This window comes from Streptomyces sp. V4I2 (genome assembly GCF_030817655.1).
Lineage (GTDB): Bacteria > Actinomycetota > Actinomycetes > Streptomycetales > Streptomycetaceae > Streptomyces > Streptomyces plumbiresistens.
The window spans coordinates 5376460-5398525 of record NZ_JAUSZM010000003.1; the positions used below are offsets into that span (position 1 = coordinate 5376460).

Below are 22066 nucleotides of genomic sequence, written 5' to 3' on the forward strand. Positions count from 1 at the left end.
GCAGGTCTCGGCTGAGGGATCTTGAACAGGTGAGGGCCTTTCGAGTTCGGTGTGGATTGCGACGTCGACACCGACCGAAAGGCCCTCGTGTCCCACCGTAATGCACCCCTGACCGAGACCGGACGACTGCGCCTGGCCCGTTGCGTGGTCGAGGACGGCTGGCCCCTGCGCCGGGCTGCCGAACGCTTCCAGGTCTCGCCGACCACCGCCCAGCGCTGGGCCGACCGCTACCGGACGTTCGGCGAAGCAGGCATGAGCGACCTCTCCAGCCGCCCGCGTACCAGCCCGCGCAGGACGCCGACCCGCACCGAGCGGCGCATCATCAAGGTCCGTGTCCTGCGCCGCTGGGGACCGGCCCGCATCGCGCACCTGCTGCACCTGGTGCCCTCGACCGTTCACCGTGTGCTGACCCGCTACGGCCTGGCCCGCCTCACCCACCTGGACCGGGCCACCGGCCGCGTCATACGCCGCTACGAACGTGAACGTCCCGGCGAGCTGGTGCACGTCGACATCAAGAAGCTCGGCAACATCCCCGACGGCGGCGGACACAAAGTGCTGGGCCGCCAAGCAGGACGCAAGAACCGCCCGAACGCCGGCTACAGCTACCTCCACACCGCCGTCGACGACCACTCCCGACTGGCCTACAGCGAGATCCACGCGGATGAGAAGAAGGAGACCGCCACCGGCTTCTGGACCCGTGCCCAGGCGTTCTTCACCCAGGCCGGCATCACGGTCGAACGGGTCCTGACCGACAACGGCTCCTGCTACCGCTCACGAGACTGGCGCGACCTGCTCACCGCAGCCGGGATCACCCACAAGCGCACCCGGCCCTACCGGCCGCAGACCAACGGGAAGGTCGAACGCTTCAACCGCACCCTGCTCGACGAGTGGGCCTACGCCCGCCCCTACCACTCAGAGACCGAACGACGCCAAGCGTTCCCCGACTGGCTGCACACCTACAATCACCACCGCGGACACACCGCGCTGAAAGGCCAACCACCCGCCAGCCGCGTCCCCAACCTCTCAGGGCAATACACCTAGGCCGTCGCGAGCAGGGAAGATCTCGTGGCCTTCATCGCCCACCTGCGCGACGACTTCGCAGAACGAGGCGAGCAGTGGGAGAACCCCACCCTGGACCGTTTCTTGGACGCACTGGCCGCCTGGATCGATGACTCGCCCGGCTGGTACAAGAACTTCCAGCGGGAGATGCCCCCTCATGAGGACTGGGCTTTCTTCGCCCGTGCGTTGAGTGCCGCAGTCGTCTACGAGTGAACAGACAGCGCGCCAGCACCGCAGCGGAGTACGCTCACCGCTCCGCCGCAGGTCAGGCTGGCAACCACTCTGCATTCAAGGCGGGTTGCCATCAGTAGGGTGCCTTCAAGGGGGGGCCTTCAATGGGTCAGCCGCTCGTCTCCGCGCCCCAGCGTTCCGGCCCTACTCCGCGCCAGTCGATCCACGGAGATCCCGCCACGTCCGACGGGTCGACCTCCAACCCCGCCCGGCGGAGGAACTCCGCGACGTCGGCCACGTTGTGGGCCAGCCCGAGGATCTCGCCGTCCACACGCACGCGTCGGCCGCCGGTGGGCGACGGCGGGTGCACGATCACGCGAATCGGTCCGGACATGCCTTCAGGATCATCCGGGACATGTGGCCCCGCATTCCAGAACGTCATAGCTGAAGCAGCTCACTCACGTCCCCGTCTCGCCGTCTCATGTCAGGGAAGAACAGCTGAGCCGACAGCCGGTACAGGCGCCGGCGCAGCTCGGTACGACCGGGCCGCTCGGCGAGCTGTCCGTGCGTGGCACTCCACTCGTGCTGCGTCTGGGCGAGGTCGTCTGGGAACGGTCGCATGACCAGATTCAAGCATGTGTTCGATTTATTAGGCCAGCAAGGAGATGATGCTGCATGAGTCAGGTGTGATGCCACTTCGCACGCCAGTGGGCCACTCTGGCGCTCAGTTCTTGCGCGGAGGCAGAACGCGGAGGCAGAACACGGACGACCCAGCGGCGGATGCACGAATTTCGGGCGTACCTGTTCCGCTGCGGAGGCAGACACGTGAGGCAGGCACGCGGAAGGCTGATCACCGGGTCCTCCGTGAAGCCATCCGGGCCCCTCCCGGGACCCCGACCAGGGCGATGCCGTGGTGATCAAATCGTTGCCGCATCGCGTACAACCGCGCACAGTTCTCTCCGGTCCGACAGTCAGCCGCGAGGATGAATCTCCGGCCGATGCGCCTACGCGCTCGGTCCGGGCTGCAGGGGAGAGGGCGGGCCCGAGGATGGGGAAGACGATGTGGAGAACAGTGGTGGCCGGTGGAGCGGCGATCGTGTTCACAGGGGTGGCGGCGGTGCCGGCTGGGGCGGCGGAGGGCGGGGTCTCCTTCACCCGGGTCGCGGTGAACGGCGGGAAGCCGATCGTGATCGGGGTCAAGGAGGAGGTCGAGGTGCGTGCGGTCTTCCGGATGACGACCAAGCTCACATACGACTACGGGCCGACCGTGTTCCCCTACCGGGGGAAGCCCGACTCCGGGGACACCTTGCACAGCGCCATCATCACCAGCGACTGCAAGGTCGTGGACGCGGCGAAGGGAATCTGCGACTTCGAGGAATGGCTGTACATCGACCCGCGGAACTATGACTTCGGGAACGAGGACGCCGGCACCTGGAAAACTGCTGCTCAGGTCTTTCTCGCCGGCGACGCCCACGACACCGACGACATGGCCCTCCCGTTGCAGGTCAAGCGGGCCACACGCGTCACTGTCAACGCCTCGCCGGAGCCGGTCACGAAAGGGAAGACCATCACCGTGACCGGGCGGGTCACACGGGCGAACTGGGACACCCACACGTACCAGGGCTACGCGGGCCGCACGGTGAGCCTGCAGTTCAAGGCGGCGGGCGCCTCCTCGTACACGACGATCAAGAAAGCGAAATCGAGTAGTACGGGGGCACTCAAAACCACGGTGAAGGCCACCGGGCCGGGAACGTGGCGGTGGACGTACTACGGGAACTCCACCTCGGGAGCGAAGTCGTCGACCGGGGATCACGTCGCCGTGCGATAGGCGGCGTGCGCGGACCGCCTCCCCTTCCATAAGCGTCATCATCCGGACCAGCCGGACGGGGAGACCTCGTCGACATGTGGCCGACCTCGCCGGAGCCGGAACTCCCTGTGCTCAAACAGAGTGCGATCGCGCTCAGTCACATCAAGCGGAAGCGCCCGGGTCAGGGACCGGATCCGGATCGGCATCAGGCGTGCGGTCTTCCTGAGTTCGGTGGCGAATCGCGATGCCATGGGCCAACGAGGCGACGGCTGCCATTCCTGCAAGAAGACTCCCGATCGCGGACACCGTAGCCGTGGTGTCCGACCCATCGCGCTCGTCGCGGCCGAACACCAGGACTGTCTGGGTGACCACGGGCAGAGCGCGGGGTGTATCCGGGCTGTTCGGCTCCAATGTGACGTACCTCGGAGGAATCGTGTCCGTGGGGTCGATGGTGGAACCCTCGTCTGTTGGCCTCCAGCTCACTCGCGGGGGACCGGACGGCGTGATGCTGATCCAGCCGGTGGGCCGTGGGCCGGGCCAATTGATCGACGGGTCCGATACGGGCGAACCCACCCTGTGGTCGACGGTCAGGGTGACACCCAGCAGCGCAGCGCTACTCAAGAACAACGTGAAGCCAAGAACGAACCAAAGCGCGGGTCGCGTCCCTGAATTGTGCTTTCTCGTCATGCAGCCCCCTCGGCAGAAAGCTATTGACCGAGAGGGAAGCCGCGAGCTGGTTCTCAAAACCTTCAGCCCTTCGAGTGCACGGAGGTCGCGGAGGCGATGGCCGGCCCCAGAGAGGTACACGCCCTCATCCGGCACCCGTCGATCACCCAGTTGCGCCATCCTTGAACCCGGCGCCGGAGCTGCCGCGCGCCTTACGCTTCCTGGTTCGACGAGGTGCACTCCGCATGAAGTCCCGTTCAACTCTGGCGACATGGCTGGGCAGCCTTGACGCCTCTCGTCTGGCACGCGTGCTCGGGACGCGGAGGGACGCCGTTGCCCCTCCGGAGCCGCGGTCGGTGGGGGAACTGGCGGACCGGCTTCAGCGGCCGGGATCGGTGGCACTGGTCCTGCCGCGGCTCGCGCTGCCGCACCTCCAGGTGGCCGAGGCGTTGGCGGCGCTGAGGGTGCCCGCATCGCGCGATGCCCTGGCGGAGCTGCTGGGAGCGGCGGACGACCAAGGGATCCGCGAGCTGGCGGCGGTGCTGGAGGTGCTGGCCGATCATGCTCTGGTCTGGCCGGACGGCTCGCGGAAGCTCCGCATGGCCGGACCTCTGCTGCAGGCATGGGACGCGCCCCTCGGGCTTGATGCCCCGCTCCAGGAACTGCTCGCGGGCACGACCTCCGACGAGCTACGCGGCATGCTGGTGGCACTGGACCTCAAGCCGCCGGGCACCAAGGCGCAGCGGCTGGCCGCACTGGTGGAACACCACAGCGACCCGGAGCGGATCGCCGCACTCGTCGTCAAGGCGCCTGCGGCCGCCCGGGAGCTGCTCGAACGCCGGGCGGTTGCCGCCCCGGAGGAACCTCCGCAGTTGATCGTGTTCGGGCGTCCGGGCCCCGGCCGCGAACCCGACGGCGCTCGATGGGCGGCGGAGCGGGGACTCCTGATCCAGGACCGTCACCGCTACGGTCCGGCCCGTATGCCCACCGAGGTGGCGCTCGCGCTGCGCGGGCCCGGCTGGCACGCGCCGTTCCAGCCCGTCCCGCCTTCCGCGGGACGGGCGTCTGTCACGCCGACGGAGGTGGACCGCGAGGCGTCAGCCGCGGCCGCGGCGTTCGCTGCCCGTGCCTCCTCGGTCCTGTCGGCCTGCTCGACGGCTGCGCCGGCCCGGCTGAAGTCCGGCGGGATCGGTGCGCGTGAGCTGGCCCGGATCGGCAAGGCCGCCCAGGCCGACGACGCCGTCGTACGCCTCACCCTGGAGACCGCGTACGCCGCGGGGCTGCTGGGTCGGGACGGCGATCGGGTGGCGGCCACCGAGGCGTACGACGCCTGGGCGGAACAGGAACCCCCGGCGCAGTTCGCCGTACTGCTTCAGGCATGGCGGGACCTGCCGCTCACGCCCACCCAGGCGCGCGACGAGGACGACAAGGCGCTTCCCGCTCTCGGGGGAGCACCGCCCTGCGGTGGCTGCGTGCAGGCCCGCCACGGGTTGTTCGCGGCGGCCGCGCAGCTCCCGGAAGGGCAGGGTGTGAAGATCGCTTCGGAGCTGGGGCCCCTGATCGCCTGGCACCGCCCGCTCGCCGATTCCTCGCCTCAGGACGGAACGCCGTTCGCCTCCGTGATCCGTGAGGCCGAACTCCTCGGCGTGCTCGCTCGGGGTGCCCTGTCCGCCATCGGCCTCCACCTGTGGACCGGCGACACGGAGGGGCTGGGCATCGAGTGCCGGCGGCTGCTGCCTTCGGCCACCGCCGCGGCCCGGATCGGCGCTGACCTCACCGCCGTCGTCACCGGCACACCGTCCACGCGGCTTGCCGCGCTCCTGGACTCCGTCGCCGACCGGGAGACCAGCGGCACGGCATCGGTGTGGCGGTTCAGCGCCGGCAGCATCCGGCGGGCCCTGGACGCCGGCCGTGTCCCCGAGGACATCGAAGCCGACCTGGCCGCGGTCGCCGCCGGTCCTCTGCCGCAGCCGCTGTCGTACCTGATCGCCGACACCGCGCGCGGCCACGGTCGGGTGCGCGTCGCCCCCGCCGCCTGCGTCCTGCACGGCGACGAGCCCGCGCTGCTGGCGGAGCTCGCCGCCCACCGCAAGCTCGCCAAGCTCGGGCTGCGGCAGCTGGCGCCGACGGTGCTGATCAGCCGCAGCCCGCTGGACACGACTGTCGCCGCGCTCCGGGCCGAGGGATACGCCCCTGTCGCCGAGACGGCCGAGGGCACGGTACGCGTCGAAAAGGCCCGGCCTCGGCGGGCCGCTCCCGTTCCGGCTCCGCGCGGCCGCGGCAGCGGCAGCGCGAAGGGCCGGGGCCGGGGCGCCGGCCCGCGCGCGGCGCAGGCATCCGCCGCCGTCGACTCCCACGCCCTGGCGGCCCAGCTGCTGGCCGCCCCGCCGACGATTCCCGAGCCGGCGCCGTTCGACGGAGGGGTGCCCTACGCCACGGACACGGAGGAGATCGTCGCAGGGTGGGCGAAGCACCTGCAGTACGGCGATGTCCGTCAGCTCGCCCACGCCATCGATGCCGGTCGGGCCATCACCGTCGAGTATGTCGCCACCTCGGGCAACCGGACCGTGCGGACGCTGAGCCGCCTCATGCTCGACCCGCCCTACCTCGAAGCCTGGTGCCAGCTCAGGGACGCCGAGCGCGTTTTCACCCTCTCCCGCATCCACAGCGTCATGAGCGTGCCCGAATGAAATCGTCGACAGGCATGACTTCATGACCACATTACGAGCGGCGGCTGCCGGCAGCGCGTCCGTCGGCAGCCGGACGTGTCAGAGCACGTATCGCCGCAGCAGCCGCGGTACGGCCCGTACCAGCGCGGCCGCTGCCAGTCCGATCGCGCCGCCGGCGGCGACGTCGGTGGGGTAGTGCGCGCCGCTGTGCACCCGTTGCGTGGCCACCGTCACCGCCGAGGCCCCGCAGGCGGCACCCGCGGCCGGCCACACCGTCGCGACGGCCCCGGCGAAGCCGAAGGCGGCGGCCGTGTGCCCGGAGGGGAAGGAGGAGCTGTCCGGCCGGTCACGCAGCTCGTCCGGCGGCACCCACTCCCGCGGCGGGCGGCGCCGCCGGTACAGCTGCTTGGCGACCCCGTTGGACAGCACCTCGGCCGTCGCCATGGCCGCCACCCCCGCCGCGGCGGCCGTACGGCCGCGCCATCCGCCGACGGCGGCCATCGCACCGGCCGCCGCCCACCACAGCTTGGTGTGCTCGGCCGCCTCCTCCACCGCGGGCGCGACCCGCCGCAGCCAGCGCGGTCCCCACGCGATCGTGCGCCTCGCCAGCCTGTGATCCCGGTCGCGCAGGCTCGCCATCGCTCCCATGACCAGCGACTTCCCGTTCAGAGTCCTCCGACACCGGTGCCGCGAGGGCGGTGATCCGCCGCCTTCAGGATTCAAGGCGGCGGCGGTCCTCCTCGTCCCACTTCCGGGTGTCCCGCGGCTGGACGTACGGCTCCTTCCCGGCCGGGCGACCACCCGCGACAGCCCGCTGGCGGGCGAGCTCCGCGTCGAATTCCAGGCCGAGCAGGATCGCCAGGTTCGTGATCCACAGCCACACCAGGAAAATGATCACACCGGCGAGAGCGCCGTAGGTCTTGTTGTACGAGCCGAAGTTCGCCACATAGAACGCGAACCCCGCCGAGGCGATCATCCAGATCACCAGCGCGAGGAAACTGCCCGGCGTGATCCAGCGGAAGCCGCGGACCCTCGCGTTCGGGGTCGCCCAGTACAGGACCGCGATCATGATCGTGACCAGGACCACCAGCACCGGCCACTTCGCGATCGACCACACGGTCAGTCCGGTGTCGCCGACTCCGAGCGCCGTGCCGATCTCCCGCGCGAGGCCGCCGGTGAACACCACGATCAGCGCACTGATCACGGCCATGACCATCAGCACCACGGTCACGCCTACCCGTACCGGCAGCACCTTCCACACCGGGCGCCCCTCGGGAACGTCGTAGACCGCGTTGGCGCTCCTGATGAACGCGGCGACATAGCCGGAGGCCGACCACACCGCGAGCACCAGACCCACGATCGCCATGATCGAGCCGAGTCCGGCGTTGCCCTGCATCTGCCGGACCGCGTTGGTGAGGACGTCCCGCGCCGCGCCCGGGGCGAGCTTCTCGATGTTGTCCAGCACCTGCTGCGTCGCCGACTGCCCGACGATCCCCAGCAGGGAGACGAGCGCCAGCATGGCCGGGAACAGCGCCAGGATCCCGTAGTAGGTCAGCGCCGCGGCCCGGTCGGTCAGCTCGTCCCTCTTGAACTCCTTCAGGGTGCCTTTCAGCACCGTCCCCCAGGAGCGTTTGGGCAGGTCGGTCGGCTTGTCCGGCGCCTGCTGCTCCACCTGCTCGTCCGGCCCGGCATCCGGGGCACGCACGGTGTCGGCCTGCCGGTCGGCCGCGGCGTGCCCGGTGCTGTGCCTTCCATGCCTTCTCATCGTCCGTGTCATGCCGCACGAGTATCCGACGGATCTCCGACTGAACCCTTCCGATCCTCACATTTGCGGCATACGAGGCGGTCGATGCGAGGGTTGCGTGCGGAGCCCTGCACGAGGGGATGGCCGCGGAACCCGTTCATCGCGGCGGACAGCGGATGATGGCCCGCATGCGCATCCGTATCGACGCCTTCGACCTGCCCGGCCTCACCCGCCCCGCCCCCGCCGACGGCTCCGCCGCCGCCTACGGCAACATCCACGTCGCCGTGCAACGCCGCGACCGTCCGGCCGAGCTGCTCGACCCGCAGCGGGGCGACGCCGCGTCCGCGAGCTGGACCCTGGAGTGCACGGCGGTCACCTCGCCGACCGGCATCGAGGTGCGGGGCCCTTATGTGCAGAACCGTCTGGGGCACCGGTTCATCTATCTGTCGTGGGGCACGGTCGACGAGGCCGGCCTCTTCACGATGTTCCGCCGCGGCAAGCTCATGCTCGACGCCGTCCCCGCCGACGTACTCGCCGCCGCCGCACCCGACGGCCTGCTGGTCGCACGTCTCGGCCTGACCGACGCGTGTGGCGGCCCCCTGTGCGCACGGATCACGCCCCCGCACGTCACCTGGACCGCCGAACCCGCCGCCTAGGCAGCCGTACCTGTCAGGACTGGTACGGCTGCTGCTGCGGCTGCCCGTACGGCTGACCGCCGTGCCCGCCCGCGGACTGGGCCTGCAGCTGTTCCGCCTGTTCCTGGGTGACCTTCTGTTCCGCGCCGCAGAAGGTGCACTGCGTCGCGTACTTCGTCGAGAGCGGAAACAGCGGCACGAAGAACAGCGTGAACTTCGTGACGCGCTTCCGGAGCGTGTGCGCGGCGGGGTTGCCGCACTGGCCGCACACCAGCGTCAGTATCGCGAGCTGGTACAGGTATCCCTTGGTGCCGAAGATGATCATTCCGGGTTCCTTCCGAGTCAGTCCTCACAGTGTCCTGCACCGCGTCCTGCACCGCGTCCCTGCCCGGCGGTTGGGTAACCGCTCCCCCATGGGTGACATCCTCGTCGGGACCTGTTCCTGGACCGATCGTGCGCTCGTCGGCAGTGGCTGGTATCCGGTCGGGCGGCGGGACGCCGAGGGGCGGTTGCGGTATTACGCCGAGCGGTTTCCCGTCGTGGAGGTCGACTCCGGCTACTACGCCCTGCCCGGGGAGCGGAACAGCCGGCTGTGGGTCGAGCGGACGCCGGACGGGTTCGTGTTCGACGTGAAGGCGTTCTCGCTGCTCACTGGGCATCCGACCAACGAGCGTGCCCTGCCGGACGGGTTACCCGCCGACGCCGGGGATCCCGCCGTCCTCGACGAGGTGTGGGCGCGGTTCGCCGACGGGATCGGGCCGTTGCGGGCGGCGGGGCGGCTCGGGAGTGTGCTGTTCCAGTTTCCGCCGTGGTTTCGGCCGGGGGCGCGGGCCGAGACGTTTCTGGAGGAGTGCGCGGCGCGGACGGCCGGCTGGCCTCTCGCCGTGGAGTTCCGGCATCCGGCGTGGTGGCGGGAGGAGCTGGCGGAGCCGACCCGCGCTCTGCTCACCCGCCTCGGCTTCGCCGCCGTCGGGGTCGACATGGCCCGCACCCTGCCGTCCTCCATACCGCCCGTCACCGCCGTGACCTCGCCGCACCTGTCCGTCGTGCGGTTTCACGGGCGCAGTGCCGCCTGGGGGACCGGCAGCAAGGAAGACCGTTTCCGGTACGACTACTCGCGCGCCGAACTCGAGGAGTGGGCGCCCCGCTTACGCACCCTCGCCGAACAGGTCGGCCGGCTCCACGTCCTCTTCAACAACTGCTGCGCCGACTCCGCCGTACGCGCCGCCGAGACGATGGACCGCCTGCTCGCCCGCCAGGACACCCTTTAGCCCCCTCAGCCCTCTCAGCCCTCGATCTTCACCGTCTTCGACTCGCTCACCTGGTCGATCTCCGAGACCCGGACCGTCACCTTCATCATCCAGTCGCCGGCGAGGGGGAGGTTGAGCGAACTCGTGCCCCAGTAGCCGCCCTTGTCGGTGACTTCGGCGTCGATCGGGCCGATGTCCTGGGCGGGGAGCGTGAAGGAGAGGCGGAGTTCCGGGACGGTGGCCAGGCCCCCGTCGGGGGCGAGGACCACGGCCTCGACCGAGTTGTCGCCGGTGCGGCCCGGATCGAGGGTGATCTGCACCTTGCCGCGAGCGGTGCCGACGGCGAAGGGGATGGTCGTGACGGACGCGGTGGCCAGGCCGGTCGTCGACGCCGCTTCGGCGGCCTCGGTGGCCGCTCGGCCCGGGAGGGTGCCGGTGAGGACGGTCGTGAGCACCATGACCACCACGCCGACGGCGACTTCGGCCAGTACCGAGCGGCGCAGGCCTGCATGGGCAGGGGACGAGGTGGAGCCGGCGGTGGCGGGTTCCGAAGGGGGCAGCGGTGGGCCGCCCGCCGGCTCCGGCACCCGCTCGGGTACGGCCGCCTCCACCTGCGCCAGCCGCGCCGTCCATCGGCGTGACATGTCCGCCATGACCAGCAGGAGCAGCACCGCGATGAGCTTGGCGACCAGGAGGCGGCCGTACGTGGTGTCGGTGAGGGCGGTCCACGAGCCGAGGCCGCGCCAGGACTGGTAGACACCGGTGGCGACCAGGACGGTCACCGACCAGAAGGCCAGGCGGGAGATGGTCCTGACCACCGCGGGCAGGACGGCCGCCGACGACTTGTACAACGTGGTCAGCAACGCCGTCAGGCCGCCCAGCCACACCGCCATCGCCAGCACGTGCAGGACGGACGACGTCATCGCCACCGGCACCTGGAGGCCGGCCGACGCGTGCTCACCGGCGGCCCACGTCAGCGCGAGGCCGACACAGAGGGCGGCGCCCGAGGCGAGCCAGGCGAAGGACAGCGGCCTGGGCCGCAGGAGTCGTACGACGAAGAGGGCCGCCGGTACGAGCAGCGCCAGTCGGGCCAGCAGGACCAGGCCCGGGCGGGTGGTCAGGGTGTCGGTGAAGGCCGAGGGGTCGAAGGCGGGGGCCGCGCCCGACTCGTACGGGCCGCGCAGCAGCAGGAGGGCCACGGTCGCCGCGGCCAGGGTCCACCAGCCCGCCCGCAGGAGCCTGCGCAGGGGGGCCGGGTCCGGGGGGCGGCAGGCCGCCATGAAGACCGCCGTGCCGATCAGCAGGGCCGCGGCCAGATACGCGAGGTAGCGGGCGATGTTGTAGAGGCCGGCCGTGACCGGGTTCTCGACCGGGCCCGTGTCCACCGTCGCCGTGGTGACGGACGGCTTGCCCACCGAGAACGTGAACGCGCCCGAGACCGGGTGGCTGTCCGCCGACACCACCCGCCAGGCCACCACGTACGTGCCCTCGGCAAGCTTCGCGGGCAGCGTGACGCGGGCCGTGTCGGAACCCTCGGGCGCGTGCTCGGCCCGGTCCAGGCGCAGCCGGTGGTTGTCGGGGTCCAGGACGCGGAAGGAGTCCTCGAGCAGGCCTACGGACTCGGTGAAGGTGAGGGTGAGATGGCGGGGGGCCGACTTGAGGACGGCTCCGTCCTTGGGATCGGTGTCGCGGAGGGCGGCGTGGGCCGACGCGGGTCCCGCGCTGCCGAGGAGGAGCAGGACCAGCACGGTGCCCAGCAGCACCAGCCCTTGAAGTCCCCGGCGTTGTCGGTCTGCCCTGAGACCTGACCTGTGCTCACCGTCACGCTCCACGTCTCTTCTTCTCCGTCTGTGGACTCGCCGCCTCCGGAAAGATACGGATACCGACCCCGGAGTGCTCACGGAGCAGGCCGTGGCGCCGCTCACCACGTGGGCCGCGCCGTCACCCCACCGTCCACCACGAGGTCCTGCCCGGTGACCCAGGACGCGAGCGGCGACGCCAGGAACACGCACGCGTCACCCACGTCCTCCGGGCGCCCCAGCCGCCCGAGCGGCGCCGCCCGTTCCCATCGCCGTACGCCCTCCGGCCAGGCCTCCGCCAGCCCCTCCCGGTCGATCAGGCCGGGCGAGACGGTGTTGACGCGGATGCCGTAGGGGCCGTACTCGAGGGCCGCCGCCCGGGCGTGCATCACCACGGCCGCCTTGGAGGCGGAGTAGTGGGCGTGGTCGAGGGCCGGGTGACTCGCCTCGATGGACGCGATATGCGTCACGGAACCGGAACCGGAACCGGAGCCGGAGCCGGAGCCGGAGCCGGGACCAGACCCGGAGGACCCTCCCGTTCCCCCTCCCGACTCCCGCATCACCTCAACCGCCGCCTGCGTACACGCGAACACGCTCGACAGGTTCATGTCCACGACCGCCCGCCACTCAGCCACCGTCATCCCGGCCAGCGCCCGCGTCGGCTGGACGCCCGCGTTGTTGACCAGGGCCGTCAGCCGGCCCCCGCCCCATTCCGAGGCCTCCCGCACCAGGCCCCCGCAGGCGTCCTCGTCGGCCAGGTCCGCCTGGAGCACGACGGCCCGCCCGCCCAGGTCCCGGATGCGGGTGGCCGCTTCGCTCGCCGCCTGCACCGCCGTACGGCAGTGCAGGGCCACCGCCGCGCCCTCCTCGGCGAACCGCAGGGCGATGCCCCGTCCGATGCCGCCGCCCGCGCCGGTGACCAGTGCCACATGCCCTTCGAGGAGTCTCATGGACGGCACAGTCCCGCGATCCGGGCGGCCTCGGCCGGGTAACGCGCCGTCAGCTCGGCCTCGTTCCCGTGCTCGTAGTCCTCGTAGGTGAATCCGGGGGCCATCGTGCAGCCGAAGAAGGTCCAGTCGCCGTCCGCGGCGACCCGTGCGCCCATCCAGGTGCCGGCGGGGACGGTCAGCTGGGGGTGCTGGCCGCCGAGGACGTCCGGGCCCAGGACGGGTGTGCTCGACGTCCCGTCGGGGGCCAGGAGGAGGAGTTCCAGCGGGGCGCCCAGGTAGAAGTGCCAGATCTCGTCGTGGGGCAGGCGGTGCAGGGCCGAGTGGTCGTCCGAGGTGAGAAGGGCGACTATCGCCGTTCCCCGAGGGCGGCCGTCCGTGCCTTCCGGTCCTGCCCACGTGCGTCGGAAGAGCCCGCCCTCGCGGGGGATGGGCTCCAGACCGTAGTGGGCGACGAGGTCGTCCGGTGTCATGCCGGGAAGGCTACCTCCCGGCTCAGGAAGGCGAGTTGGGCGTGCTTCTCCGGCAGGTACACGTCCGGGATGTCGATCTCCGGCAGCACGACCGCCGGGCCCGCCTCGAAGCCCTGCTTCAGGAAGCGAGCGATCGCCTTCTCGTTGCGCACGTCGGGGTCGACCACGACCCGGGTGCGGCCCTGGCCCAGCAGCACGTACGACGTGACGGCGGTCAGCAGCGCCGAGGACCAGCCGGGACGCGCGCCCTCCTGTCCGGCGGGCGCCAGCAGCAGGTGGACGCCTATGTCGCCGGGCCGCACCTCGTAGCACTCGCTGACGCGGTCCGCCTCCGGCTCGTAGGTCTGGAGGAGCGCGACCGGTTCGCCGTCCTTCTCCACCAGGTAGGCGTGGTGGGTGTCGAGGGTGTCCAGGTGCGCGTAGATCTCCTCGACCTGCTCCTTGCTCAGGCCGTTCATGCCCCAGAAGGAGGCCCGCTGCTCGCTCACCCAGGCGTGGACGACCTCGGCGTCGGCGTGCGCGTCGAGGGGCAGGACACGGACGGTGCCGAAGCCGGCGACGGTCTGCTCGTGGACGGGCTCGCGGGTGGGGGCGTACGCCTCAGACATCGGTCTCCTTCTTCATCAGGGTCCAGTCGGTGACGACCGGTACGAGATCGCCCTTGAGCCACAAGGGGAGTTGGTCACGGTGATGGGCCGAGCCGGGGACGCCCGAGGCGCCGAACGGGACCACCCACAGACTGTCCTCGCGCCGGGCCAGGTCCCACACGTAACGGGCGGCCGGGCCGCGCGCACTCAGATCGGTCCAGCCGGGCACGGGGGAGGTGCACAGCACGCAGTCGTGATCGCCGGACAGGCCGGGCTCCTCGTACGACGTGCCGGTCAGCGCCCGCCAGGGGGCCAGGCGGTGGGTGTCACCCCAGGTGGCGGGCAGGTCGCCCGAGGCCGCCACCTCCTCCACGGCCGCGCGCACGGCCTCCGCGCGGTCGATGCCGTACAACTCCTCGGCCCGCAGCAGGTGTTCCAGCGCGAAGCCCACCCGCGGGACGAGCGCGAGCCACGGCAGGAAGACCTCCGGATAGGCAGGGGGAGAGGTCAGCGCGGCGAACGCCGGGTGCGCCGCGAGCTGCCGTACGACGGCACCGCGCACCGCCGCGTACCCGGCCGCGTCGCTGCTGCCGGCGTCCATGTGGCGGTCCCAGCGCAGGAGGGTGTCCCGCAGGGCGGCGGCCTCGGGGGTCAGGCCGTCCAGCGCTTCCAGGTGGTCCAGCAGCGGTACGGCGGAGGCGAGATGGGTGTCCGTGTGGATCACCGGCATGTCGGCGGGCGACCAGCGGTCCTTCTCCCTGAGGAGGACGGTGATGCGGTCGGCCCGGTGGGTCGCCGCGAACTCGACGCCGAGGGGGGCCGCCGGGCCGCGCTGGTTGGCCATCACGGCGATGCCGTCGGTGAGGCCAGCGCGGGGCGTCTCGTGCCAGCCCCGCCAGTCGTGGCCGGGTTCCCAGGCCCGGACCAGTCGGGTGCGGTTGGCCTCGGAGCGCAGCGGCACCCGGCCCGCGACGCGGTGCAGCAGGCCGCCCTCGGTGTCGGCGGCCTGGACGACGTTCACGGGCTCGGCCCATGCGTCGAAGGCCTGGTCCACCTCGCCCACCGTGCGGGCCCGCAGCAGGGGGAGCAGGGCGCCGAAGCCGAGGTCCCCGGTGACGCGGGGCGGGTAGCGGAGGCTGACGGCGAGGGGCGTGACGGAGTCGGCCGGCGCGCCGGAGTCGTCGAGCACGCCGTCGTCGAGCACGCCGTCGTCGAGGCCTTCCGGGAGACCTTCGGGACCGCCGATGATCACCGGCCCGCGGTCGGTCTCGATCACCTCGACCTCGACCGGCTCCTCCCCCGCCACCTCCACGGTCTCCGTGTGCCGGGCGGCCCGGCGCCAGACGCCGTCCGGGCCGAGCGCCTCGATGCCGGCGCCGGTGCGGCGCAGGCGCTCGCGGTAGAGGTCCTGGTAGTCGGCCATGGCGTTGGTGATGGCCCAGGCGACCGTGCCGGTGTGGCCGAAGTGGGCGATGCCGGGGATACCGGGGACGGCGAGGCCGACGACGTCGAACTCCGGGCAGGACAGGTGGATCTGCTGGTAGACGCCCGGGTCCTCGATGAAGCGGTGCGGGTCGCCGGCGATGACCGCCGCGCCGGTGGTGGTGCGCTCGCCGCCGACCAGCCAGCCGTTGCTGCCCGAGGTGCCGGGGCCGTCGGTGGCGAACAGCCGGACGGCGTCCGCTCCCAGGTGCCGGACGACCTGCTCGCGCCAGAGCTTGGCGGGGAAGCCGGCGAAGAGGATGTGCGTGGCGAGCCAGACGCCGAGCGGGGTCCAGGGCTCCCAGCGGCCGGGGGCGAGGCCGACCCGGGCGAACTCGGGTGCCTCGGTGCGCGCGAGCCCTTCGTTCACGCCCTCGACGTACGCCCGCACCCAGTCGGCCGTCTCCGGGTCCTGTCTCTCCAGGGCGGTGAAGCAGCGTGCGGCCGTGTCGTCGAGGCGGGCCCGTCTCGCGAACCGGTCCCAGGCGAGGGCCTCGGTGCCGAGGAAGGCGGCCGAGGTGCCCTGTGCGCGGTGCCGCTCGACCTCCAGCTGCCAGGCCCGGTCGCGGGCGGTGACCAGGCCCTGGGCACGGGCGAGTGCACGCGCGCTGCCGGCGCGGAGGTGGGGGATGCCCCAGGCGTCGCGGTAGATCTCGGTGATCACCCCTGTGCCCCTTCTGTTCTTTAGGTTAGGCTTGCCTAAGTAAATGGTGGTGGAATCGTACGCGAAGGGTGAACACGCGATGGGGCAGGGGCACGGCTGGGAGGGCGCGGTCCTCAAACTGCTGCGTGCGAAGGACTTCGTCTTCACCGTGACCGGCGCGGAGGACGTCACCGGGCACTACCGGCGCGTCCACCTCACCGACGGCGGCATGCTGGCGGCGACCGGCGTCCACCCGACGATGTGGGTGCGGCTCTGGTTCGACAACGCGGGCACACCGCACCAGCGCGCCTACACCCTGGTCGACCCCGACCCCGCGGCCGGCACCTTCAGCCTGGAGTTCGCCCTCCACGAGGGGTGCGCCAGCGACTGGGCGCGGACGGCGAAGCCCGGCGACACCATCGAGGCGACCGTCCACGGCACCGACTTCCGGCGGCCCGACCCCGAGCCCTCGCACGTCTTCGCGATCGGCGACCCGGCCTCGCTGCCCGCGCTCAACTCCCTCCTCGACGCGCTCGCTCCCGCCCCGGCGACCGTCTGGTTCGAGAGCACGGAGACCCTGGACGGCCTCCCCTTCCGCACCACCCCCGCCCGGCACGACGTACGCCCCGTGGTACGCCCCGTGCCCCGGCAGGACTCCGGCGCCCACCTCGTCGCCCAGGTCAAGGCGGCCCTGCCCGACCTCCTGAAGGCCAGCCCGGAGCCGTACGTCTGGATCGCCTGCGACACGGCGACGACCCGGACCCTGTCGTCGTACGTCCGCAAGGAGCTCGGGCTGCCCAAGCAGCGGGTGCACGCGCTGGGGTACTGGCGGGCCGGCTGACCATCTTTCGGCCTGTAGACCCGCGCCGTACGTACAACCCTTCGCGTGACCTGTGAGTCGTGTGGGACATCTGTTGCCGCACGACCCAGGAGCCCCGTTGCGCAGAGCAGTCTTGGCGACCGCCCTGCTCACGGCAGTCGCAGGCGTCACGCTCACCCCGATGACGTCGTCCGCCGCCGCCCCCTACAAGGGCGCCAACACCGCCGCCGTCCAGGACGACTTCAACGGCGACGGCTACCGCGACCTCGCCGTGGGCGCGCCGCACGCGGCCAACGGCACGGTGGAGGAAGCCGGCTCGGTCGTCGTGCTGTACGGGTCGAAGTCCTCGGTCAGCGCAACCCGCCGGACGGTCATCACCCAGGCGACGGCGGGGGTCCCCGGCGAGCCGGAGAAGTGGGACGAGTTCGGAACCACGGTGGCCACCGCCGACCTGGACCGGGACGGCTACGCCGATCTGCTCGTCGGCACACCCCGCGAGGACGTCCGCGGCATCGAGTCCCGGGGCTCCGTGACCGTCGTATGGGGCGGACCGAACGGGCTGAAGGGCGGCGCGAACATCGCCCCGCCCGCCGGGTTCGGGGACGGCACTGCCGCTTCGGCATGTCCCTGGCCACCGGCGACATGAACGGCGACGGCGCTCCCGAGGCCGGCATCGGCTCGGGCTGCTCGGTCTCCTCCTACAGCGGGCCCTTCACCCGCACCGGCGGCTCCGCCTCCCGCTACCTCGAGTGGCGGGTCAACGCCCGCGGCGTGGTGATGGGCGACGTCAACGGCGACGGCAGGGCGGAGCGCTTCTACCTGGCCGGCCCCACCGACGGCGACATCCGCGGCCCGGTGGACCTCGACAGCGGGGCCCCCGACGCCGAGAACTCCCGCGAGACCTGGCCCGTCGAACTGCCCTACGCCGACGGCCACGCGGGCCGGATCGGCGACCTCAACGGCGACGGCTACGGCGACCTGGTCACCGGCGTCGCGGGCGACCAGTCCTACTTCAACACTCCCGGCGCCGCCCGCAAGGGCGGCGAGATCCAGGTCCTGTACGGCAGCGCCCAGGGCATCACCGCCGCTCACAAGCCCAAGGTCTTCCACCAGGACACGGCAGGCGTCCCCGGCACCGCGGAGTGGGGCGACCGGTTCGGCCAGTCGCTGAGCCTCGGCGACGTGAACGCCGACGGCTACACGGACGTCCTCGTCGGCTCCCCCGAGGAAGCCGTCGGCACCCGCGCCTCGGCGGGCGCGGCCGTCCTGCTGCGCGGCTCCGCCACCGGCCTGACCACCGCCAAGGCGGCCGGCTACACCCAGGACACGGCGAACGTCCCCGGCGCCGCCGAGACCGGCGACGGGTTCGGCGCCGCCGTCCACCTCGCCGACCTCAACAAGGACGGCAGGGCCGAGACCGTGGTCGGCGCCCCCACCGAGAACAGCGACGGCTGCCTCTGGATCGCCCGCGGCTCGAGTGCCGGCCCCGTCCTGAAGGGCTCGGTCAGCCTCTGCGGCAAGAGCGCCGGCATCACCGTGCGCGGCGTGAAGGGGTACTTCGGCGCGGCGCTGACCAGCCCTCACGTGGAGAGCTGAGGCGCACAGGGGCATGATCGGGGTCATGGACGTCACTCTTCACCTCGCCCAGGACCCCGAGGCCGACGAGATCCTCGGGCGCTCCCCGCTCGCCGCTCTGGTCGGGATGCTGCTGGACCAGCAGGTTCCGATGGAGTGGGCGTTCAAGGGGCCCCGCACGATCGCGGACCGGCTCGGCGCCGACGACCTGGACGCGCACGAGATCGCCGCACAGGACCCGGAGGCCTTCGCCGCGCTCCTGTCGGAGAAGCCGGCCGTGCACCGCTACCCGGGGTCGATGGCCAAGCGCGTCCAGCAGCTGTGCCAGTACCTCGTCGAGCACTACGACGGGAACGCCGAGCTCGTCTGGAAGGGCGTGGCCGACGGCCCGGAACTGCTGCGACGCCTCGGGGAGCTGCCCGGCTTCGGCAAACAGAAGGCACAGATCTTCCTCGCGCTGCTCGGCAAGCAGCTCGGCGTGCGGCCCAAGGGCTGGCGCGAGGCCGCCGGCGCCTACGGCGAGCCGAAGTCCTTCCGTTCCGTCGCCGACATCACCGGCCCCGAGTCGCTGACCAAGGTCCGCGCGCACAAGCAGGAGATGAAGGCGGCGGCGAAGACCGCGAAGGCCGCCGGGAAGTAGCGCCGCCATACGGGTGGCCCGGCGGGCCCGGGATGTAGGCCGAGCGGGCGGTTCTCGCCGCCGGTGGGATGAATCGCGTACGCCGCACGGGGAGATGACTTCCCGTGAGCACCGCCGCACGAACAGCCCTCGGACCCGCCCGTCGGCGTGCCTGGCTGCGGGTGCTCGTCCTGCTGCTCGCCCTGTTCGTGCCGGGCGCGCACGCGGGCGCACAGACGGTCCCCGCCTCCGCGGTGGCGGCCGAGGGCGGCTCGGCGGTCTTCGAGTACGACGTCCTGGACACCGTGCTGCGACCGGTCACCCGGGGATCCGGCCGTCCCGTCGCACCGCTGCGGCCCGCGCCCTTCCCGCAGGCGCCGCCCGCCACCCCGGCCGCCCGGCCCCTGCCCGTGCCGCCGCGCACCCCGCCCGCTCTGCGTGCCCTGCGTTCGGTGGTCCTGCGCTGCTGACAGAACCGGCTCCCGCCCTCCGGTCCGTCAGCACGACGCAAGGAAACCGAGAACCGAGAACCGAGAACCGAGAACCGAGAAACGCAGAGAACAAGGAACACCGACATGGCGATCGACCCGTACGCGGTCCTGCGCGCCCTCCTGCGCGCCGAGGCCGCCCGCAACGCACCGAAACCCGAGTCGAAGGAACCGAAGCCGCAGCGGCCCCCGAAGGAACAGGGCCGCTGACCTCAGCGGAGGCGGAGGGCTCGCGAAGTCCTACCGCCTCCGCCGATCCAGGTGCCGATCCGGGCGGCCCGGCGCCTCGGAAGCGGCGGCAGGAGAAACGGTTTCCCTGTCACTCATCTCAGACCCTCGTTCCCGTTTGCCCTGTTTTACGGCGTCTTTTCCAGCCCCGCACTCCGTCTCCATGGCTGCGCCCGGAAGGTCATGACCGGTAGGCTTTCCGTGTGATCTTCAAGCGCATCGGAAACGGCCGGCCGTACCCCGACCACGGCCGGGAAAGCACCCGGCAGTGGGCGGACGTCGCACCGCGCCCGGTCCGCCTCGATCAGCTGGTGACGACCAAGGGCCAGCTCGACCTGGAAACCCTGCTCGCCGAGGACTCCACGTTCTACGGCGACCTCTTCGCGCACGTCGTGAAGTGGCAGGGCGACCTGTATCTCGAGGACGGCCTGCACCGCGCGGTGCGCGCGGCGCTCCAGCAGCGCCAGGTGCTGCACGCGCGCGTGCTCGAACTCGACTGAGCCGCCTGCCGGTAGCGGGTTGGCCCTTTCGGGTCCTCCCGCACCGCGTCCAATGATCATCTAGTAGGCATCATCGCCCGAGCGCACTACGCTGCGCTCATGAGCATGCTGACTCCCCCCGGCATGGGCGGCCAGTACCGGATCAAGGGAGACAAGTACCCCCGCATGCGCCGGCCCCGGCGGCGCGGCAGGTTCCTGATCGGGCTGGTGGCCTCCGTCGCCGCGCTCGGACTGGTCGGCTGGGGCACCCTGCAGCTCATCGACGTCTTCACCGGCGGCGGCAAGAAGGCCGCCGCGGCCGGTTCCAAGGCGGACTGCGCCACCCGGGCGACCCCGTCGGCGTCGGCCTCCGCGTCCGCCGGCGGCGCGGCCGCGGTCAGGCCCTCCCAGATCACGGTCAACGTGTTCAACGCGACGCCCCGCAGCGGCCTCGCCAAGAAGACCGCGGACGAGCTGAAGAAGCGCGGCTTCAAGATCGGGGACGTCGGCAACGCGTCCAAGGAGTACGACAAGAAGGTCAAGGGCACCGGGGTACTCCTCGGCCCCACCTCCTCCCTGACCACCTCGCTGCCGGTCCTCGCGACCCAGCTCTCCACGGCCGAGCGCCGCACGGACGCCGCCCGCAAGGGCACCGCGCTCGACCTGGTCATCGGCAACGCCTTCAAGGACCTGAACAGCAAGGCGGACGCCGACAGGGCGCTGGCCAAGCTGGCCGCGCCCCAGCCGACGTCCACCGCGTCGAAGAAGAGTTGCTGACCTACTCGGCCAGCCCGTACATCCGGTCCCCCGCGTCACCCAGGCCCGGCACGATGTAGCCGTGCTCGTTCAGGCGCTCGTCGACCGAGGCGGTGACGACCGTGACCGGGGTGCCCGCGAGCTCGCGCTCCATGACCTCGACGCCCTCGGGGGCGGCGAGCAGGACCACGGCGGTGACGTCGTCCGCGCCGCGCTTGATCAGCTCGCGGATCGCCGCGACCAGGGTGCCGCCGGTGGCGAGCATCGGGTCCAGGACGTACACCTGACGGCCGGAGAGGTCCTCCGGCATGCGCGTGGCGTACGTGGAGGCCTGGAGCGTCTCCTCGTCGCGGATCATGCCCATGAAGCCCACCTCGGCGGTGGGCAGCAGCCGGACCATGCCTTCCAGCATGCCGAGGCCCGCCCGCAGGATCGGGACGACCAGCGGGCGCGGATGGGAGAGCTTGACGCCCGTGGTCGAGGCGACCGGTGTGGTGAGGTCGACCTGCTCGGTACGCACGTCACGCGTGGCCTCGTAGGCGAGCAGGGTGACCAGCTCGTCGGCGAGACGGCGGAAGGTCGCGGAGTCGGTGCGCTGGTCGCGCAGCGTGGTGAGCTTGTGGGCGACCAGAGGGTGGTCGACGACGTGGAGGCGCATGGCGCTAACAGTAACCGGGAACAGTGCCGCGCTCCGTTAACCCGTGCGTCGGCATCAAACCCCCCATCAGGGGGAACGTGGAAGGGACGTACCAGGGTGGTGTACCTATGCCTGACCTGCCTGACCGCGATACCCGACAGGACGCGTCGGCCGAACGGACCGACGCCGAGCGCCGACGCCGCCGCGCCCAGTTCCTGCGCGACCTCGCCGAGGCCCGCGAGCTGCGGGACCGGGTCCAGCCCCGCCGTGCCAAGACGGCCCGCCTGCGGCACGCGATGCGGATGCGGACGTTCCGCTGGTAGAAGGCTGCCGGTAAGGCCCCGGTAAGCCCCCGGCAAGGGCAGGGACACGCCGACCGGGCAGCCGAGTTGGAAGACCGCGGGGCCGTCGCGCGTTGTGCGGGTGGCCGTGCGCGGACGCTCAAGAAGGCCGCGTACGATCCGCTGTTGGCGGCAACGAGTGCGCTGGTGAGACCTCGACGGGCCCTCGGCTGCCATGAGATCGGCGGCAG

At 71.6% G+C, this 22066-nt stretch carries 26 protein-coding genes; 15 read left to right on the plus strand and 11 right to left on the minus strand.

All coding sequences use genetic code 11. The features are described from left to right. Positions 1-87 precede the first annotated feature (87 nt). Positions 88-1041 (plus strand): IS481 family transposase, encoded by a 954-nt coding sequence (locus tag QFZ76_RS25365; RefSeq protein ID WP_307673435.1) that lies wholly within the window; start codon positions 88-90, stop codon positions 1039-1041. A 24-nt stretch (positions 1042-1065) separates the two neighbouring features. Then, entirely contained in the window at positions 1066-1272 is a 207-nt protein-coding gene (locus QFZ76_RS25370; RefSeq protein ID WP_307675895.1) for a hypothetical protein, read from the plus strand. Positions 1273-1399: 127 nt separating this feature from the next. Here QFZ76_RS25370 and QFZ76_RS25375 read toward each other — a convergent pair whose 3' ends face one another. Continuing rightward, complete coding sequence (locus QFZ76_RS25375) at positions 1400-1624, minus strand: hypothetical protein (protein WP_307675896.1); 225 nt, start codon at positions 1622-1624, stop codon at positions 1400-1402. A 44-nt stretch (positions 1625-1668) separates the two neighbouring features. Continuing rightward, positions 1669-1851 carry a hypothetical protein gene (locus tag QFZ76_RS25380; protein WP_307675897.1) on the minus strand — a complete coding sequence of 61 codons (183 nt, stop codon included), beginning with the start codon at positions 1849-1851 and terminating at the stop codon, positions 1669-1671. A 439-nt stretch (positions 1852-2290) separates the two neighbouring features. On the opposite strand from QFZ76_RS25380, the gene QFZ76_RS25385 reads away from it, so the two are divergent. Both QFZ76_RS25385 and QFZ76_RS25390 read left to right on the plus strand, forming a co-directional pair. After that, complete coding sequence (locus tag QFZ76_RS25385) at positions 2291-3058, plus strand: hypothetical protein (protein WP_307675898.1); 768 nt, start codon at positions 2291-2293, stop codon at positions 3056-3058. An 890-nt stretch (positions 3059-3948) separates the two neighbouring features. Continuing rightward, positions 3949-6393 carry a helicase C-terminal domain-containing protein gene (locus tag QFZ76_RS25390; RefSeq protein ID WP_307675899.1) on the plus strand — a complete coding sequence of 815 codons (2445 nt, stop codon included), beginning with the start codon at positions 3949-3951 and terminating at the stop codon, positions 6391-6393. Positions 6394-6471: 78 nt separating this feature from the next. Here the strand turns inward: QFZ76_RS25390 and QFZ76_RS25395 are convergent, their stop codons facing one another. Both QFZ76_RS25395 and QFZ76_RS25400 read right to left on the minus strand, forming a co-directional pair. Further along, positions 6472-7020: a phosphatase PAP2 family protein gene (locus tag QFZ76_RS25395; protein WP_307675900.1), complete on the minus strand. Its 549-nt coding sequence runs from the start codon at positions 7018-7020 to the stop codon at positions 6472-6474. Between the two features lie 64 nt (positions 7021-7084). Next, positions 7085-8149: a YihY/virulence factor BrkB family protein gene (locus QFZ76_RS25400; protein ID WP_307675901.1), complete on the minus strand. Its 1065-nt coding sequence runs from the start codon at positions 8147-8149 to the stop codon at positions 7085-7087. 155 nt (positions 8150-8304) lie between these two features. Here QFZ76_RS25400 and QFZ76_RS25405 point away from each other — a divergent pair, with 155 nt between their 5' ends. Further along, entirely contained in the window at positions 8305-8772 is a 468-nt protein-coding gene (locus QFZ76_RS25405; RefSeq protein ID WP_307675902.1) for a DUF5990 family protein, read from the plus strand. Positions 8773-8785: 13 nt separating this feature from the next. Here the strand turns inward: QFZ76_RS25405 and QFZ76_RS25410 are convergent, their stop codons facing one another. Beyond that, positions 8786-9076, minus strand: a complete 291-nt coding sequence (locus QFZ76_RS25410; RefSeq protein ID WP_307675903.1) for a zinc-ribbon domain-containing protein — start codon at positions 9074-9076, stop codon at positions 8786-8788. 88 nt (positions 9077-9164) lie between these two features. On the opposite strand from QFZ76_RS25410, the gene QFZ76_RS25415 reads away from it, so the two are divergent. After that, positions 9165-10022 carry a DUF72 domain-containing protein gene (locus tag QFZ76_RS25415; RefSeq protein WP_307675904.1) on the plus strand — a complete coding sequence of 286 codons (858 nt, stop codon included), beginning with the start codon at positions 9165-9167 and terminating at the stop codon, positions 10020-10022. A 14-nt stretch (positions 10023-10036) separates the two neighbouring features. On the opposite strand, the gene QFZ76_RS25420 is transcribed toward QFZ76_RS25415, so the two are convergent. The 5 genes from QFZ76_RS25420 to QFZ76_RS25440 all read right to left on the minus strand — a co-directional run bounded on the left by QFZ76_RS25420 (position 10037) and on the right by QFZ76_RS25440 (position 15953). Further along, positions 10037-11764, minus strand: a complete 1728-nt coding sequence (locus QFZ76_RS25420; protein ID WP_307675905.1) for a copper resistance protein CopC — start codon at positions 11762-11764, stop codon at positions 10037-10039. A gap of 158 nt (positions 11765-11922) precedes the next feature. After that, positions 11923-12750 (minus strand): SDR family NAD(P)-dependent oxidoreductase, encoded by an 828-nt coding sequence (locus tag QFZ76_RS25425; protein WP_307675906.1) that lies wholly within the window; start codon positions 12748-12750, stop codon positions 11923-11925. Continuing rightward, the gene (locus QFZ76_RS25430) at positions 12747-13220 is read right to left on the minus strand and encodes a cupin domain-containing protein (RefSeq protein ID WP_307675907.1); all 474 of its coding nucleotides are present in this window, start codon (positions 13218-13220) and stop codon (positions 12747-12749) included. Before QFZ76_RS25430 ends, QFZ76_RS25425 begins: the two co-directional genes overlap by 4 nt. Beyond that, positions 13217-13828, minus strand: a complete 612-nt coding sequence (locus QFZ76_RS25435) for a GNAT family N-acetyltransferase (protein ID WP_307675908.1) — start codon at positions 13826-13828, stop codon at positions 13217-13219. The genes QFZ76_RS25430 and QFZ76_RS25435 overlap by 4 nt, the downstream gene beginning before the upstream one ends. Further along, on the minus strand, positions 13821-15953 hold the full coding sequence (locus tag QFZ76_RS25440; protein WP_307675909.1) for a penicillin acylase family protein: 2133 nt from the start codon (positions 15951-15953) through the stop codon (positions 13821-13823). Before QFZ76_RS25440 ends, QFZ76_RS25435 begins: the two co-directional genes overlap by 8 nt. Before the next feature lie 79 nt (positions 15954-16032). On the opposite strand from QFZ76_RS25440, the gene QFZ76_RS25445 reads away from it, so the two are divergent. From QFZ76_RS25445 to QFZ76_RS25480, 8 genes are all read left to right on the plus strand, one after another. After that, positions 16033-16773: a siderophore-interacting protein gene (locus QFZ76_RS25445; protein WP_307680124.1), complete on the plus strand. Its 741-nt coding sequence runs from the start codon at positions 16033-16035 to the stop codon at positions 16771-16773. A gap of 97 nt (positions 16774-16870) precedes the next feature. Beyond that, complete coding sequence (locus QFZ76_RS25450) at positions 16871-17398, plus strand: FG-GAP-like repeat-containing protein (RefSeq protein ID WP_307675910.1); 528 nt, start codon at positions 16871-16873, stop codon at positions 17396-17398. Further along, a complete protein-coding gene (locus QFZ76_RS25455; protein ID WP_307675911.1) occupies positions 17374-18348 on the plus strand; it encodes an integrin alpha in 975 nt (324 codons plus the stop codon). Before QFZ76_RS25450 ends, QFZ76_RS25455 begins: the two co-directional genes overlap by 25 nt. Positions 18349-18373: 25 nt before the next feature. Next, a complete protein-coding gene (locus QFZ76_RS25460) occupies positions 18374-18967 on the plus strand; it encodes an HhH-GPD-type base excision DNA repair protein (RefSeq protein WP_307675912.1) in 594 nt (197 codons plus the stop codon). A 104-nt stretch (positions 18968-19071) separates the two neighbouring features. Further along, positions 19072-19416 (plus strand): hypothetical protein, encoded by a 345-nt coding sequence (locus QFZ76_RS25465; RefSeq protein ID WP_307675913.1) that lies wholly within the window; start codon positions 19072-19074, stop codon positions 19414-19416. A gap of 105 nt (positions 19417-19521) precedes the next feature. After that, positions 19522-19644: a hypothetical protein gene (locus QFZ76_RS25470; protein WP_307675914.1), complete on the plus strand. Its 123-nt coding sequence runs from the start codon at positions 19522-19524 to the stop codon at positions 19642-19644. 221 nt (positions 19645-19865) lie between these two features. Further along, a complete protein-coding gene (locus QFZ76_RS25475) occupies positions 19866-20162 on the plus strand; it encodes a type II toxin-antitoxin system VapB family antitoxin (protein ID WP_003999914.1) in 297 nt (98 codons plus the stop codon). 99 nt (positions 20163-20261) lie between these two features. Beyond that, a complete protein-coding gene (locus QFZ76_RS25480; RefSeq protein ID WP_307675915.1) occupies positions 20262-20918 on the plus strand; it encodes a LytR C-terminal domain-containing protein in 657 nt (218 codons plus the stop codon). Position 20919: 1 nt separating this feature from the next. Here the strand turns inward: QFZ76_RS25480 and upp are convergent, their stop codons facing one another. Beyond that, on the minus strand, positions 20920-21555 hold the full coding sequence (gene upp / locus QFZ76_RS25485) for a uracil phosphoribosyltransferase (protein WP_307675916.1): 636 nt from the start codon (positions 21553-21555) through the stop codon (positions 20920-20922). Positions 21556-21662: 107 nt separating this feature from the next. Here upp and QFZ76_RS25490 point away from each other — a divergent pair, with 107 nt between their 5' ends. Then, the gene (locus tag QFZ76_RS25490) at positions 21663-21857 is read left to right on the plus strand and encodes a hypothetical protein (RefSeq protein WP_307675917.1); all 195 of its coding nucleotides are present in this window, start codon (positions 21663-21665) and stop codon (positions 21855-21857) included. The last annotated feature ends 209 nt before the right edge of the window (positions 21858-22066 follow it).

Excerpts from the sequence above, each read along its gene's own strand:
- QFZ76_RS25375 (WP_307675896.1), bottom strand. The coding sequence starts at position 1,624 with ATGTCCGGACCGATTCGCGTGATCGTGCACCCGCCGTCGCCCACCGGC.
- QFZ76_RS25380 (WP_307675897.1), bottom strand. The coding sequence starts at position 1,851 with ATGCGACCGTTCCCAGACGACCTCGCCCAGACGCAGCACGAGTGGAGT.
- QFZ76_RS25385 (WP_307675898.1), top strand. The coding sequence starts at position 2,291 with ATGTGGAGAACAGTGGTGGCCGGTGGAGCGGCGATCGTGTTCACAGGG.
- QFZ76_RS25390 (WP_307675899.1), top strand. The coding sequence starts at position 3,949 with ATGAAGTCCCGTTCAACTCTGGCGACATGGCTGGGCAGCCTTGACGCC.
- QFZ76_RS25395 (WP_307675900.1), bottom strand. The coding sequence starts at position 7,020 with ATGGGAGCGATGGCGAGCCTGCGCGACCGGGATCACAGGCTGGCGAGG.
- QFZ76_RS25400 (WP_307675901.1), bottom strand. The coding sequence starts at position 8,149 with ATGACACGGACGATGAGAAGGCATGGAAGGCACAGCACCGGGCACGCC.
- QFZ76_RS25405 (WP_307675902.1), top strand. The coding sequence starts at position 8,305 with ATGCGCATCCGTATCGACGCCTTCGACCTGCCCGGCCTCACCCGCCCC.
- QFZ76_RS25410 (WP_307675903.1), bottom strand. The coding sequence starts at position 9,076 with ATGATCATCTTCGGCACCAAGGGATACCTGTACCAGCTCGCGATACTG.
- QFZ76_RS25415 (WP_307675904.1), top strand. The coding sequence starts at position 9,165 with ATGGGTGACATCCTCGTCGGGACCTGTTCCTGGACCGATCGTGCGCTC.
- QFZ76_RS25425 (WP_307675906.1), bottom strand. The coding sequence starts at position 12,750 with ATGAGACTCCTCGAAGGGCATGTGGCACTGGTCACCGGCGCGGGCGGC.
- QFZ76_RS25430 (WP_307675907.1), bottom strand. The coding sequence starts at position 13,220 with ATGACACCGGACGACCTCGTCGCCCACTACGGTCTGGAGCCCATCCCC.
- QFZ76_RS25435 (WP_307675908.1), bottom strand. The coding sequence starts at position 13,828 with ATGTCTGAGGCGTACGCCCCCACCCGCGAGCCCGTCCACGAGCAGACC.
- QFZ76_RS25445 (WP_307680124.1), top strand. The coding sequence starts at position 16,033 with ATGGGGCAGGGGCACGGCTGGGAGGGCGCGGTCCTCAAACTGCTGCGT.
- QFZ76_RS25455 (WP_307675911.1), top strand. The coding sequence starts at position 17,374 with ATGTCCCTGGCCACCGGCGACATGAACGGCGACGGCGCTCCCGAGGCC.
- QFZ76_RS25460 (WP_307675912.1), top strand. The coding sequence starts at position 18,374 with ATGGACGTCACTCTTCACCTCGCCCAGGACCCCGAGGCCGACGAGATC.
- QFZ76_RS25470 (WP_307675914.1), top strand. The coding sequence starts at position 19,522 with ATGGCGATCGACCCGTACGCGGTCCTGCGCGCCCTCCTGCGCGCCGAG.
- QFZ76_RS25480 (WP_307675915.1), top strand. The coding sequence starts at position 20,262 with ATGAGCATGCTGACTCCCCCCGGCATGGGCGGCCAGTACCGGATCAAG.
- upp (WP_307675916.1), bottom strand. The coding sequence starts at position 21,555 with ATGCGCCTCCACGTCGTCGACCACCCTCTGGTCGCCCACAAGCTCACC.
- QFZ76_RS25490 (WP_307675917.1), top strand. The coding sequence starts at position 21,663 with ATGCCTGACCTGCCTGACCGCGATACCCGACAGGACGCGTCGGCCGAA.